At 41.9% G+C, this 14384-nt stretch carries 13 protein-coding genes, 1 tRNA gene and 1 pseudogene; 5 read left to right on the top strand and 10 right to left on the bottom strand.

Going from position 1 to position 14384, the window contains the following annotated elements; all coding sequences use genetic code 11:
* The first annotated feature begins 20 nt into the window (after window positions 1-20).
* On the top strand, window positions 21-347 hold the full coding sequence (locus ACYPWY_RS12810; protein ID WP_459685926.1) for a hypothetical protein: 327 nt from the start codon (window positions 21-23) through the stop codon (window positions 345-347).
* A 477-nt stretch (window positions 348-824) separates the two neighbouring features.
* Here the strand turns inward: ACYPWY_RS12810 and ACYPWY_RS12805 are convergent, their stop codons facing one another.
* Together ACYPWY_RS12805 and ACYPWY_RS12800 are read right to left on the bottom strand one after the other, a co-directional pair.
* The gene (locus ACYPWY_RS12805) at window positions 825-1529 is read right to left on the bottom strand and encodes a 16S rRNA (uracil(1498)-N(3))-methyltransferase (RefSeq protein ID WP_459685925.1); all 705 of its coding nucleotides are present in this window, start codon (window positions 1527-1529) and stop codon (window positions 825-827) included.
* 11 nt (window positions 1530-1540) lie between these two features.
* Window positions 1541-2128 carry a bifunctional nuclease family protein gene (locus ACYPWY_RS12800; protein ID WP_459685924.1) on the bottom strand — a complete coding sequence of 196 codons (588 nt, stop codon included), beginning with the start codon at window positions 2126-2128 and terminating at the stop codon, window positions 1541-1543.
* A 122-nt stretch (window positions 2129-2250) separates the two neighbouring features.
* On the opposite strand from ACYPWY_RS12800, the gene ACYPWY_RS12795 reads away from it, so the two are divergent.
* Window positions 2251-2703, top strand: coding sequence for a GtrA family protein (locus ACYPWY_RS12795; protein WP_459685923.1), 453 nt, complete (start codon window positions 2251-2253; stop codon window positions 2701-2703).
* On the opposite strand, the gene coaBC is transcribed toward ACYPWY_RS12795, so the two are convergent.
* The 5 genes from coaBC to ACYPWY_RS12770 form a co-directional block, all read right to left on the bottom strand.
* Window positions 2700-3923 (bottom strand): bifunctional phosphopantothenoylcysteine decarboxylase/phosphopantothenate--cysteine ligase CoaBC, encoded by a 1224-nt coding sequence (gene coaBC / locus ACYPWY_RS12790; protein ID WP_459685922.1) that lies wholly within the window; start codon window positions 3921-3923, stop codon window positions 2700-2702. The genes ACYPWY_RS12795 and coaBC overlap by 4 nt on opposite strands.
* Before the next feature lie 11 nt (window positions 3924-3934).
* Window positions 3935-4369, bottom strand: a complete 435-nt coding sequence (locus tag ACYPWY_RS12785) for a hypothetical protein (RefSeq protein WP_459685921.1) — start codon at window positions 4367-4369, stop codon at window positions 3935-3937.
* Window positions 4370-4528: 159 nt separating this feature from the next.
* Window positions 4529-6403 carry a DUF3857 domain-containing protein gene (locus ACYPWY_RS12780; protein WP_459685920.1) on the bottom strand — a complete coding sequence of 625 codons (1875 nt, stop codon included), beginning with the start codon at window positions 6401-6403 and terminating at the stop codon, window positions 4529-4531.
* A gap of 11 nt (window positions 6404-6414) precedes the next feature.
* The gene (locus tag ACYPWY_RS12775) at window positions 6415-8397 is read right to left on the bottom strand and encodes a DUF3857 domain-containing protein (protein WP_459685919.1); all 1983 of its coding nucleotides are present in this window, start codon (window positions 8395-8397) and stop codon (window positions 6415-6417) included.
* Window positions 8398-8533: 136 nt separating this feature from the next.
* Window positions 8534-9505 (bottom strand): adenosine kinase, encoded by a 972-nt coding sequence (locus tag ACYPWY_RS12770; RefSeq protein ID WP_459685918.1) that lies wholly within the window; start codon window positions 9503-9505, stop codon window positions 8534-8536.
* 89 nt (window positions 9506-9594) lie between these two features.
* Here ACYPWY_RS12770 and ACYPWY_RS12765 point away from each other — a divergent pair.
* Window positions 9595-9668 (top strand) — tRNA-Asn (locus ACYPWY_RS12765).
* Between the two features lie 199 nt (window positions 9669-9867).
* On the opposite strand, the pseudogene ACYPWY_RS12760 reads toward ACYPWY_RS12765, so the two are convergent.
* From ACYPWY_RS12760 to ACYPWY_RS12750, 3 genes and pseudogenes are all read right to left on the bottom strand, one after another.
* A pseudogene (locus tag ACYPWY_RS12760) lies at window positions 9868-10068 on the bottom strand (M48 family metalloprotease); the annotation flags it as partial.
* 16 nt (window positions 10069-10084) lie between these two features.
* Window positions 10085-11326 carry a glycosyltransferase family 4 protein gene (locus ACYPWY_RS12755; RefSeq protein ID WP_459685917.1) on the bottom strand — a complete coding sequence of 414 codons (1242 nt, stop codon included), beginning with the start codon at window positions 11324-11326 and terminating at the stop codon, window positions 10085-10087.
* 6 nt (window positions 11327-11332) lie between these two features.
* The gene (locus ACYPWY_RS12750; protein WP_459685916.1) at window positions 11333-12127 is read right to left on the bottom strand and encodes a M48 family metalloprotease; all 795 of its coding nucleotides are present in this window, start codon (window positions 12125-12127) and stop codon (window positions 11333-11335) included.
* Between the two features lie 412 nt (window positions 12128-12539).
* On the opposite strand from ACYPWY_RS12750, the gene ACYPWY_RS12745 reads away from it, so the two are divergent.
* Entirely contained in the window at window positions 12540-13214 is a 675-nt protein-coding gene (locus tag ACYPWY_RS12745; protein WP_459685915.1) for a response regulator transcription factor, read from the top strand.
* Window positions 13202-14194 carry a sensor histidine kinase gene (locus ACYPWY_RS12740; protein WP_459685914.1) on the top strand — a complete coding sequence of 331 codons (993 nt, stop codon included), beginning with the start codon at window positions 13202-13204 and terminating at the stop codon, window positions 14192-14194. The genes ACYPWY_RS12745 and ACYPWY_RS12740 overlap by 13 nt, the downstream gene beginning before the upstream one ends.
* Window positions 14195-14384 lie beyond the last annotated feature (190 nt).

Genomic DNA, 14384 nt, shown 5'->3' with positions numbered 1-14384 from the left:
ACCCTATAACAAAAATATATATGAAAAAGTTAGCGCTTTTATCATTGGTAATCGGTCTTTTCGCAACGCTGCCGGTGGGGGTAACCATTGCAGCTACGCAAACAGAAAGCTATGAGTATGAAAATTATACACAGTTGCCCTCAGAGCGAGCTTATGCGAAAATTCAACAGATGAGCAGTATAGATCAGAATAATAACAGGGAACTGCGCGATAAGCCGGGAGGAGGTCCCGGCTTGGGCGAAATTCAGTTGCCGTTGGATTTCAGATTTGCCAATGTGCTGGTATTAGCTCTTACGGGCATTGCGGTTGTAGTGTTGAGGAAAAAGAAAAAATACGGAAGTGAGTAAGCCTTATTTCCAAACTTGTCATTGCGGGCTCCGACCCGCAATCTCCTGATAGTTAAGCAATGTTTGTTGGGAGATCCCGTGTCAAGCACGGGATGACAGGCTTTTGAGACAGCCCCCCCGCCCCCCGTAGGGGAGATCAAAAAAGCCTCCCCTACGGGGAGGTTGGAGGGAGTGAGAGAACACCATATTGAAAATATCCTGGCATCCAAGTGCTAAGAGAAAATCAGCCTAATTTAATTGTTTATTAAATTGGATATTTAAATATGGAATATGTCAAGGGATTGCCTGGGAAGGTCGTCCCTTGATTTGTTTTGTAGAGGCAAATCATTATTCGCCCTATACCCGTTTGCGGCAACGGGCGAAAGATATTTCGCCCCTACGAAATCCTGCAAATCAAAAAAATCAGCTACAATCAACGGTTCAGACATATATTCGCGGTAGCCCCGCCCTGGGAGATTGGCAAAGGCCAATGACAATTTACTGATTCAGCACATGAATCGTATGGCAGGCTACCAGCGCTGCCGTTTCGGTGCGCAGGCGGCTATCGCCCAAACTTATCGGTTCAAATCCCTTGGCAATGGCCTCGCTGATTTCCTGTTTGCTGAAATCGCCCTCGGGGCCTATAAGGATTAGCGCCTTTTCGCCTTTTGCGTATATGTTCTTGAGGAGCGGTTTTTCGCTTTCCTCGCAATGGGCAATAAATTTCCGCCCATTAAAGGGCTGTCTGATGAAAGAGGAGAAAGGCTGCATTTCCCGAAATTCCGGCAAACAAGCTTTCTGCGATTGCTTCATGGCCGAAACCAATATCTTTTCAAACCGGGAGAGTTTAATTTCCTTGCGTTCGGAGTGGTAGCACAGCAAGGGGGAGAAGCGGTCTATTCCGATTTCGGTCGCTTTTTCGGCGAACCACTCAGTCCGGTCGTTATTTTTTGTTGGGGCAAAGGCTATTTGCAGGTCGAAATTCCAGCCCTTGGGGGCGTCAATAGTCCTGACAATTTCAACTATACAATGCTTTTGGTTCGCCTGAACAATCGTTGCATCAAAAAAATGGCCGGTACCGTCGGTTATCAGAATTTCATCGCCTTCCTTTTTACGCAATACGCGCACACAATGTGCCGCTTCGTCGGCAGGCAATTCGGGATTCTGTAAAATAGCGGGGGCAAAAAAGATGGTTTTTTCCATGACGAAACAGGCTATTTCTGTTTTATTTCGTCCCGCAACACCGAAGCCAGTTCGTAGTCCTCGCCGTTGATGGCATCCATAAGCATCGCTTCCAGTTCGGTTTTGCTGAAGGTGGAATAATCGCATTTTTCTTCCTGCCCGGCTGAGGATTCGGACGATTCGTTATCCGCCGTTTCGCGCAGGTCCGACACCACAATGGCCAACTCCTGCATAATATTCTCGGTGGTATAAACCGGCGAGTTTGTTCTTAAAGCTATCCCAATTGCATCGGATGTCCTCGATTCGATAATCACCGTTCGTCCGTCTGCACCGGTTAGGATAAGCCTCGAAAAAAACACCCCGTTATCGTATTTGTAGATTAAAATCTCTTGAAGATGAATGTTGAAACCTGTTATCATCGACACAAACAAATCGTGCGTTAAGGGGCGTGGAGGCTGCGTTTCGTGCAGGACGAAAGCAATAGACTGAGCTTCGGGGGTTCCTATAATAATCATCAACCGGCGCAAGCCTGCATCTTCGGCCAACACCAAGCCGTAAGTCCCCGATTGTGTTTGGTTGAACGAAAACCCCAATACCGATAATTTTACTTTTTTCTCCATTGCCACAATAAATTGATTGCCAAAAGTAATGAATTTTAGTGTATGCCGTAAATTTACGAACGAATTATCCTTTAAAAATGGTAAAAAACAATTAAATTTGTGCGGATAAAAAGAAAAGTAACGTGAAGCAGACTTATAAAGAAATTGCAAAATACGGCATTGTTGGCGTAATAGGCCTTGGTGTAGATCTTGGTTTCTTCCTCATTTTTAATAATTTAATTGGCATTCCTTATGTGATTTCGCACATTATGAGTTCCATACTGGCCATATTGAATAATTTTATTTTCAACAGCTATTTTACATTCAAAGCTACCGACAAAATTGTAAAAAGAGGGGTTTCGTTTTTTGGCATTGCCGCCATAGGCTTGGTTATCAGCAGCCTTTTGCTGTCTGCCGGAGTAAGTCTGTATAACAATCAACTATGCGAATACATTCAAATCGACAACCCGAAGACCGTAGAAACTATTTCCAAACTTTTCGCCACGGTTTTTGTAGCAGCGCTTCAGTTTGTAGCCAATAAGTTTCTTACGTTCAGGAAAGCAGCCCCTCCAACCTCCCCCGAAGGAGAGGCTTAAATGTCCCCCTTCGGGGGATTAGGGGGCGTATTAAGCGTTGCCTCAACAATATCACTTGCTACTTCCTTTTTCGATTTCAGGGGAAATTTCTTTTTTGAGCCGTCTTTTCCCATTATCGTAATCTTGTTGGTATCGTGGCGGAATCCGGCGCCCGAATCGTTCAGGGAATTCAATACAATGTAGTCCAGATTTTTTTTGGCTATTTTTGCCGCTGCATTTTGTTCTTCGTCGTTTGTTTCGAGGGCAAAGCCAACCAGTATCTGGTGATTTTTCTTCATCTGTCCCAGATGTGCGGCAATATCTTTGTTGGAGACCAGTTCAATGGTCAAATCTTCGCCTGTTCTTTTGATTTTCTCTTCCGCTTGTTGTTTTGGCCGGTAATCGGCAACTGCGGCGCATAAAATAGCGGCATCCATTTTGGGGAATGCTTCTACCGAGGCATTGAACATTTCATTGGCCGACTCCACATTTATCCGTGTAATATTCGGATGGCTCACACTTAGCGCAACGGGGCCCGACACAAGCGTTACCAAAGCGCCCCGCATGGCGCAGGCTTCGGCCAGGGCAAAGCCCATTTTCCCCGATGAATAATTGCCGATAAACCGCACCGGATCAATATTTTCGTAAGTGGGCCCGGCGGTTATCAGTATATTCTTGTTCGATAAGGAATGTTGGTTTTCAAAAAAAGATTCGATGACCGAAAGAATCTGCCCGGGTTCTTCCATGCGGCCTTTGCCGGTGAGATGACTGGCCAATTCGCCGCTTGCCGGTTCTATTATGTGATTGCCGTAGGAGCGGAGGAGTTCCAGATTGCGTGTTGTAGAAAGATGGGCAAACATGTCCAAATCCATTGCCGGAGCAATAAACACAGGCGCTTTTGCCGACAAATAGGTTGTTATCAGCATGTTATCGGCGATGCCATTCGCCATTTTCCCTATTGTAGCTGCTGTTGCGGGGGCAATAACCAGGGCATCGGCCCACAAGCCCAGGTCAACGTGGCTGTGCCAGGTACCATCGTTGGCGGTAAAAAATTCGCTGACAACAGGCTTTCCGGTGAGCGCCGACAGGGTAACAGGAGTAATAAATTCTTTCCCGGCAGGGGTCATTACCACCTGAACTTCGGCTCCGGCTTTTATAAACAAACGGGCAAGAGTGGCCGCTTTGTAGGCCGCAATGCTCCCCGTAATGCCCAATACAATGTGTTTGCCTTTCAGTTTCATAAAATCAAGCCTTATTCTTTGAGCAGATTGTCGAGAAATTCATCAAATTCCTTGTCAATCCGTTTCATAAAATCATTTTCCAAGCGGATTATCGAATCGTCTTCTATCAGCAACAATTCTTCCTGCACAATAAAATCTTCGTCGGCCAGATTTATCGAGAATGGCGTGTAAACCTCCAGGGACGAGAAAAGATTTTCGCTGTCCATTTCCTGAACAACAGTCCTCAACAGTCCTACATAATTGATTTCCTTTTCGGCAGAATGTCTATCCCAGTTCTCAACAAATTCTTTTACAAGACAATTTTCTTCGTCATCATAAACAGACAACTCGCCGCTTTCTTCATCTATCAAGACAAAAATATCAGTCAGAGAACTCCCTTTATATTGTTCCGATAAAATTTTAATCGCTTTCGAGAAAATATTTCTAAGCTCTAACTTTGCATCCATATTTTTGTATTGCTGTTGTATATATTTGATTTAGACCACGAAATTAAGAAAAATCCGGCAGAATACAGCTTAGTTTTGAAATTAATGCAATATTATATGAAAGAGAGGTCCAAAACTTAATAGTAAAGACAAAAAATTCTCTGTTTCTAATCCTCAATTTTACGCGCTTTTGATGACAAGTTTACGTTTGATGCCATTGTTTATTTCGCCAAAGAATTTTTTAATTTGCAGGTATTCCGATTTATCGTATTTTCCGGCAAAAACTTCAATATTCTGAACATAAATAATTTGGTTGTTCTTGTATTCGGTTGTTGTTGTCAGTGATCCATACGGGGTGGTTAATTCTAAATTTCCGGGTAAGGACTCGGGAACATACAATGGCGGAATATTGAAAACAATTGTATCCGTTTCGAGATAGGGAGATGAGAATTCAATATCCAGTTTTCTTTCGGAGGCTGTAACCGTAAAGCTGCCTTTATTCAGCGGACAGACAGGGATAAACAGCCGGTTGCCGGTTACATTGGCAAAGTCTTTTGCCGTGAATGTTGCATCCAATTCTACTGAAGGCAAGTCCGATTTGTTTTCCTTTGTTGTTATATTGCCTATCTGAAGAGAGGGCATCCGAATGTAGCCCTGAATATGCTTGACCAATTTCTCCCGGTCGTTGGAGCGATACAGGTGGTAAACATTTTCATACGTGCTAAGGGTTTCTTTAAAATAGATGCTTCCCGAAGCGCTGCCTTTGTCATCTACATCAACAATTAATTTATTGGTGTTTCTGTTTTGTTCGGGCGTATAAACCGGCAGCTTGCAGAGTTTGCCTCCCTTATCGGTGATAACCAGTGCATCGTGTCCGGCAATGTCTTCGTGTACATAGCCAAAAGGAAGGGTAGAGGAGGTGCATTCCAGCCAAATACTGTCATTTTTCAAAGGGACGAGCAATATCGCGTGATTTGCTTGACCGGCACTGGCAAAGTCTTTGAACATTGTTTTTCTATTGCCGTGATAAATTTCACAATAATATGCCGGAATATTGACGGCTTTCAACATGGCTTTCATAAAATTAGACAAGCCTTTGCAATCGCCAAACCCTGTTTTTTCCACCACAGAGGCCGGTTCCGGACGAAGTCCTCCGATACCGAACTGAATACTGACATAACGGGTATTGTTTTGCAGGTATTCGTATATTGCTTTCACTTTCTCCCGGTCGTTTTCCAGCCCATTGGTTATCTGTTTCAGTTTCTCTATCAACTGAGGCGAAATTACATCCCTGTCTTTCAGTAAATTAGAAGTCCATACTCCATAACCTGTCCAATCGGACAGATTGCCGCAAAACGAATCGTAGCAAAAATCGTTTGGAGCAGCCAATGCGTAAGGTAATATTTCGGATGGCGCCCAAGGCTCTTGCTCAACGGCTTTAAATCCGCTCAATGTAAATATGTATGTATTCGTCTTCGATTGGGTATGTTGTACTTCGATGCCGAAATTGTTTTTGTACCTCAGTTCTTTATCCGTCGGCAGATTGATTGCCAACCTGGCCGAATCGACAGATACCCCAAAATCGGAGACAGGTAAAAACGGCGGATAGCCTATAATGCCGTTTTTCCATTTTTCCTCGTAGGTATATTCTATTGTGTATGGATAGGATGGCGACTGAAAATTGTAAGTTATATCCACATCGTCGGTTGCTAACGAGCCTTCGGAAAATGACGATATGTTCAAATCGCCCTTTTTTACTCTCTTGATGGTATTTCCCAAAGCATCCTTTATTGTCCCCGAAAAATAGCTCATAGTCCTGAACTTGTCGTTATATTTACTAAAATAGCTCGCCCTTTCTCCCCGTTTGTTGAGGATGACAATCGTTGCCGAAAGGCGATAAACGGCATTGTTGTTGTCGGATTGTGTAAAGGCGGCATCATATTTCTTTACAATGGCGGATGCATTTTCATACAGCGGATTTGGTGCATTCTCAGCCCATAAAGATAGCGATATGAGCGTTGAAATAACAACCGGTAAAACGACTTTATATCTCATTAATCCCATTTTTATTTTGCTTTTGTCAATACTATTTGCTCCGAATTTTTCAATATCAGTTTAGAAAAGAAATCCTTTAAGGTATCGTACTCATCCTGCAGGAAAAGCAACTTTTTTAATTGAAAGTTGTATGTCAACGATATAACATCTCCGTTCTGTCCGATTGCATAAGTCAATGAAAGCGAGTTTTCGGGTGTTACGAACTTCTCCGATTTTGGCAGTTCTTCAACCACATAGCCTTGGGGTATTTTTATGTTACTTATTAGTCTATAACTGATTGGCGAATAAAATGTTACAGGAAATTTTCGGGTTTCTTCCTTGAATGGATTTGTAGAGAAACATTTTTCGAACATTGGATTGATATATACAAATTCATCATTGGGAGTCCAATCCGTAACCAAGGTATATCCCCGTTTTAAATCTTTAGCGTTGTCATCTGTATTTTGGATATTGAAATCGTTTATCCGGCCATTCATTTTTGCCGACAGTTTCTCGAGGTATTCTTTCTGGCTGTCGTAACTAAAGTAATTTGCCCGGGAATGGTAAGCTTCCAGTCCTCTGTCGGTCTCTGCTATTTTTATCACCATCCCCGAGTCGGTAAACTCAAAATTACCCAAATTTACCGTTGTGGCTGTTGTAATCGTTGAAAGGTCTTTCCAAGAAGAAGTTTTGCCCTTCAGTATCCGGGCCTGGGTAACCATACATTCCTCGGGTAGAATATTCCAATCGCCATATTTTGCAGATGCGTCGGTGAAATAGAGTGTGGTGTCGATGGCTACAGCTGTGATAACATAATTGAATGCTGTAATTGTAGGATGTGTCAGCGGTAGTAGCCCATGTCCCCGGGTACTAAGCATAACCGGATAAGCTTGAAATCCGGCAGCATTCAGGGCGTTGATTAACAGAAAATTCAAGTCGGAACTGTTTCCTAGTCCCGTTTTTAATGCGTCGTTCAGATTGGAAGGATAAAAAGCCGTTTTTTCATTCCATTTCACTTTGCTTTTTATGAGGTTCTGAATTTCAATCGCTTTTTCGATGCTTTGCTCGGTTTTTGTTATTTCGTTTTTAAATAGTCCTGTCTTTTTCAGATTTCCGCCAAAACTCGATGACTCAACGAGTTTTTCATCAATTTTTTCCCATGTCGATGTATAGCTTTCCGAGCGTCTATTGGGGTATTGGATTCTTTTCAGCTCGAAAGTTACTTTTGACCGGTAATCATTCAGCGATAAGATGTATGGTTCCTTTTTCAACGCCGGAATAGTTGAGCCTCTAAATTTCATCTTTTCGGCCACGCAATGGAGGATCTCGGACTGATACTGCCCGTTATTGTCTTTGTAGGCCACCGAAAATGACATATTCCCAGGGCCCCTATCCGTTTCAATTCGCTCATAACCTTGCATATTTACGTTATACACATAGTATTCGGGGATAGTAATATCGTATGAGGTGAATATGGTTGGTATTGACGACTGAAAATCGAAATCCCTCAGCTCGAAAAAGAATGGAGACTTGATGGTATAATTATATTCGATAACCGACCCGACTTTTGCCCCCGACAGTGTGAATTTTTTAACTTTCCACCGGTCGTTGATACTTTCGTCGAAGATGTAATTCCTGGCTAATTTGGTTTTGTTTATTTTCCCGTTTTCCAGCGTATAGGCCGTCCCCGCCAATTTGATTACCTCTTCCGCCGATTGTTTATCCAATACATAATAGGGTATTGTTTGGTTACACCAGTCCAAGCCTTCGTTTTTGAGGATTTTTATTTTTACTTTCAGGCTAAACTCGAATTGAAATACAGCGTTATGATCAACTACAAAATGGGTTTCACCTGTTTTGGAAAGGATAACAGCCGATGCTGTGGTATCATTCGGATATGTACTCATTTCCAATTCATCCATTGTTACTTCCCCATATTTGGATTGAGAAAAACCATAGGTAGAACTAAGAAACAGAACAATAGCTGAAATAAACAAATAGCGTGTTGTTTTCATATTACGGCGATTTTTTAGTTTTTCATTTAAGATATTACAAATATAGTATATCTTTGGGATAAAACAAGCGGCAAAGTGTATTCTCCATACAATCATTGCCGCTTCTTCCCGCTTTTCTATTTTTCGTTTTCCGTTTTTACTGCACAATATGCCTTTTGATTTCGACCCAGTGGTCTTCCTCCAGTTTCGGGCCAATGACCTGAATGACTTGTTGGGCCAGTAATGTCCCCGTTTTTCCGCAGACGTCCAACGGCAATCCCTTGATGAGTCCGTAGAGGAATCCGGCTGCATACAGGTCGCCGGCGCCTGTGGTGTCGATGCGTTTTATGGGGTCGGTGGGGACAAATATCTCCGTTTCGTTGTGGCGGTATATCCACGAGCCGTTGGCCCCGTCCTTAACAACCGCAATCTCCACTTGTTTCGACAAGATGGACAATGCTTCGCGAGGCGAAACATCCAGCAGAGCCTTTGCTTCTTCGCGGTTGGCAAACAGTATATCTATAAATTCGGGAATTATTTCGAGCAGGAACTCGCGGTTCTCCTCTACCACATTGTAGCTGGCCAAGTCTAATATGACCTTCAGGCCTGCTTTCTTGCTGAGTATAAGCGCCCTGCGTATCAGTTCGAGGTTTTGTACGAGGTAGCCTTCGAGGTAAAGATAGTGGTAGTTGGCAAATATTTTTTCGTCCAGATCGTCGGGGATAAGGTTTGCCGCCGCTCCCAGATAAGTACCAAAAGTACGCTCCCCATCCTTTGAAATAAGCGTAGTGGCAATTCCCGAGGTCTGGTCGGTTTCGGTCAGGTGCAGTTTTACGCCGTACTTCTCCAGATCTTCCTTGTAGTATTTTCCGTAGGCATCTTTCCCTATTTTGCCGATGAAGCCTGTTTCGATGCCCAACTTGGCCATGCTTGTGATGGTGTTGGAGGCAGACCCTCCGGCAGCCAGAAATTTATCAATATTTTCGATAGCGGCGTTTAAAATTTCTAATTTCTGCTCGTCAATTAATTGCATGCTACCCTTCGGTAAATTCATCTGTTCCAGATATATATCATCCTCAATCACGGCCAATACATCGACCAATGCATTTCCCAATCCAACTACTTTCATTACTTTATTTTAAAAATTCTGTGCAAAGATATTGTTTATTCCGAAAAAAGGAGTAATTTTGCAACGCTTTCGTCAGAAAAAGCAAGCATTCTTCCTTAGCTCAGTCGGTTAGAGCATCTGACTGTTAATCAGAGGGTCCTTGGTTCAAGTCCAAGAGGAAGAGCTGGAAAACAAAGGGTTACGAGTAATCGTGGCTCTTTTTTTGTTCAGGTTCGCCCGCCTTGTATTCATCAGTCGAAATAGCTGTAGCCCGCTGCCGCGAACGGGGCGTTTTGAGAATGGTAATTTTGATAGCCGTTAGGTAAGGCTGAAAGCCTTACCTAACGGCTATGTCCCTACACGGTCAAGATCCGTTAACCTCTTTATTTCATTTTATTCAGCGTGCTGATGCGGCTATCCAAATCGGGATGTGAAGAGAAGAGTTTGTTCAGTTTGCTGCTTGGGTCGGCGCTGGCTTCTCCTTGCAATTTCAATAAAACGCCTAACGAGGCAGCCATAAATCCGGTATCTTTTCCACAGGTTTTCAGGAATTCAAAACCGTATTTATCGGCACCGTTGCAACAATGTCTATCTAAATTATCATTTTGCGTTTAATTTCACTTTATGATAAATAGCTAACAAGTCTCTTAAAATAACATCCTGATTATGTCGGTTTATAGCTTCTTCACGAGCATTTTCGCCTATTTTAGAAGCCAAAGAGCTATCTTGCACAAGCAATTTAATGTAGGCGCAAAGAGTAAAAGGATCATTTGCCGGAAACAGCAAACCTGTTTCTTGATGTTTAACAAGGCTTGATATACCACCGACATTTGTGCATATTACAGGTAACCCCAAAATCTGAGCCTCACACACACTATTGGGACTATTATCTATATAAGAGGGGTGAATAAGCATATCGGCATTCAATAGTTTTTCTTTTAAAGCCGGTGCTGAAACCACACCCATTAATTTTACATTAAAATCTTCAGCTTTAATTTTTGTCTTTTTTTCATGGTACGAAATATCCTTTACTCCAAAAATTAGCCACTCAAAATCAATATTAGTATTTTCTTTTAATAATTTGGCTGTCTTCAAAATGGTATCAATTCCTTTGCGCTTCGAACCTGATATTGTTGAGACTATACTGATTCTATTTCGATTGTGAAAATTCCATTTTTCATCCGAATTAACAAAAAGATCCCTTAATGCTTCACTACAATAAAAATATTGAGAATCAGGATTGTACAGCTGTGTTATATTATAATCCCACTCCGTTCGTCCCATATAGTAGTGGCAATTTCTCAAAATGCGTTCTTCTCTTTTAGATCTTAATAAGAAAAAATTGTCCTCTCTCAGTTGACTTATTGTCCTTTTTATATTCAACCCATTATACAAAACGTAATCCGATTTGCTATATCCTGCCGGAAAACGGGCATTGTAATAAGGAGGAATACTGCCTTGCATGTGGATTACAACTGGTATATCCGTATGTTGAGCAACTAATCCAAAGCACCATTCAGAACCAAAAACGTGAATAACATCAGGCTTAAAATCTTCTATTATTTTAAGGCATTTAGGAATTAGCGTTTTTTCTTCTGCATCGTAGCTGATTTTTCGCTTTAACTTGTACTTGGTTGAAAAACAATCATTTATCGGATAGTAAACCACTTGCTCTTTTTCTACTCTAAAACAAGAATCTTCATATTCAAAGGCAATACCTAATTGAATTTCAGGCGCTTTCCTAACTAATTGTTCCAACGAAGCTATCCAACCGCCTCCATTGTGCCCTACAATATTGGCCACATACATTGATGGAGTAACGGAAAACCAAAGTATCCTCATTTATTTTTATTTCATTTTATTCAGCGTGCTGATGCGGCTATCCAAATCGGGATGTGAAGAGAAGAGTTTATTCAGTTTGCTGCTTGGGTCGGCGCTGGCTTCTCCTTGCAATTTCAATAAAACGCCTAACGAGGCAGCCATAAATCCGGTATCTTTTCCACAGGTTTTCAGGAATTCAAAACCGTATTTATCGGCTTCCTTTTCTTGTTTTTGCGAAAATTGCGCATTTCCTAAGGCCTCGCCCAGTTCGCCCAGTTGCGAATCGCTCAGTTTTCCGGCTTTTCCACCTGCCGAGGAGGTCGCATCTTTAAGCGCCGAAGACAAGAGCGCCGTTTTGAAACCGTCTTTGCAATCTCTGTTGGCGATATGGCCAATTTCGTGTCCGATAACCGCCAAAACTTCATCATCGGTCATCACTTCCATCAAACCTGCAAAAACGCGGATACTGCCGTTTGCACACGAAAAAGCATTAATATCCACCACATAATAGGCCTGAATATCCAACTTCACCCCGTTTACTTCCTTTACGGGGATAGCGCTCACGATTTTAGCCAAGCGCGTAGCAAATTCTTTTCTACCCTGATCGGTATCGTCCACTTTGCAAAGAGGATTGTTTGCATCCGACCAGTCGATGTATTCCTGGCAATAAGCGGCAATTTGTGCATCCGTTAAGGTAAACGCTTCTACGGTTTTGGATACGGCGCCAAGCGCTTTGTCGCTAATTTTGATTTTACCAAATTGGGCATTGGCCGAGAAAATAATGCCCGCAACAATGCAGACTGTCAAAAATATTTTTTTCATACTAGTTTCTTGTTTTTAATTAGTTAAGTAATAAATTTTGTATAAATATGGTTGCAAATTTACGAAAAAATTTCGTACAATCCTCTAAAAAACACAATTTTACCCGAAAGGAAAGCATAAATGGGTAACGATATAGAAACGAGCGAACTACTTTTGTTTGCTGCGTTTTTCCTTGTTTCAAGGAACTCATCTTGCAGACAAAGATAACTAAAGATATGCAGACAAACAATAATTTTTCACACTAACTTAAGAATTGCCTTGGTATCATGCACTAGTTGCGCAATGTTGTATGTATTAAGTTTAATGTTCTGCTTTTAACAGTAGCCCGGATGGTATTAATGACCTGAAACACTTTTTTCATCGTTTTCATACGATTCAAATTTTCTTCAAAATTCATTCATATCTTTGTATCATGAAAATATTATTGATAGAGGATGAACTCACATTGGCGCAAAGTATAACGGCATATCTTTCCGGAGAAAATTACCTTTGTGAACATGCGGCGACGTATGGCGATGCTAATGAGCGTATCAACCTGTACGATTACGATTGCATTCTTCTGGATTTAATGCTTCCCGACGGAAATGGGTTGCAACTTTTGGAAACTTTGAAGAAAAGGAATGACCGCACAGGGGTAATCATTATTTCTGCCAAAGATTCGTTGGATGACAAAATCAAAGGTATCCATATCGGCGCCGACGATTATTTGCCGAAGCCATTCCATTTGTCCGAATTAAGCGCCCGCATTTACGCCCTGATTCGCAGGCTACACTACGAAAGCAACAATTACATTCAATCCAATAACCTGAAGATAGATTTACTGTCAAAAGAAGTTTTTGTAAACGGAGAAGCAGTTGTGCTGACCAAAAAAGAACTTGAGTTGCTTCTGTTTTTAACAGGGAATAAAAACCGTGTGATTTCAAAGAACGCCTTGGCAGAACACCTTTCGGGCGACATGGCGGATATGTTCGACAATCAGGATTTTGTATATGCGCATATCAAAAATCTGAAAGCCAAACTGCACAAGGCAGGCTGCATGGACGGAATAAAAACAATTTATGGAATGGGTTACAAATGGGTAGAATAAAGACAAACAAATTGCTCAACAAAATGTTGAGATATTATCTGGTATCCGGATTGTTAGTATTTTTAGCGGCGATACTCCTATTTTATATGTTTCAAAAGATACATTATGCCCACGAAATGGTTGAGTACCTATATTTTTTCCTCGGATTGATGGCTGCTTTCATGCTAGCGACAAGATTGATATACAAGCGTCTGTGGCATCCGTTTTTTCAAACGCTTTCGCAAATAGAACAGTTTAATATCAAGAATAACGAGATGCCGCAATTCCCCCAAACAGGCATAAAGGAATTTATCCAACTCAACAACGCTTTGGAAAAACTGGCTGAAAACAATATGAACGCCTACAAGATACAAAAAGAATTTACCGAAAATGCGTCCCATGAGATGCAAACACCATTAGCCGTCTTCCAATCCAAATTAGATATTCTGATACAACAACCCGGCTTGACGGAAGAACATTTGTCTATCATCCAATCCCTTTATGATACGACGTCCCGCCTGTCAAGGATAAATAAAAACCTGCTGTTGCTTGCAAAAATCGACAACCTTCAATTCGTCGAAACCCAAACAATAAATGTAACCGAAGTTATACCCGAGTCATTGTCGTTCCTGACGGAGCAGGCGGCAGGTAAAAACATTTGCATTGAAACGGACATTGTCCGGGATTCCTGCCGGATAGAAGCAAACAGGACATTAATAGAAAGCCTTTTCAACAACCTGATAACAAATGCTATCAGGCACAATACAGCCAACGGGCGCATTTCCGTTGCCTTTAACGGTAAGCGGCTGACGGTAGCCAATACAGGCATCAATCATCCGTTGGACGAAAAGATGCTGTTCCGCCGTTTCGGACAGATGACCGGAAAAACGAGAGGAAGCGGTCTCGGACTGGCTATTGTGCAGCAAATATGCGTCCTCAACAAGTGGCAAATACATTATGGCTTCAACCGGGGGATGCACCGTTTTACGGTTACTTTTTAGTAAATTCAAAAATTCTTCAAAATTGGCAAATACCTTTGCCGCAATTTTGAAATATAATTGTTGTAAGTAAGTACTCAAAATTAAGCGACATTATGCGAATAGTTAATGAACAGTTCTTTACCCACCGCTGCCACCGCCCTGTTGGTGGAGTAGAAAAGTGTGTCAGTACTCGCATAGTCCTGTGGTCTTA

This window comes from Viscerimonas tarda, assembly GCF_054601255.1.
Note: the sequence above shows the minus strand (reverse complement) of the source record. Positions and strands in the feature narration are given on the sequence as shown.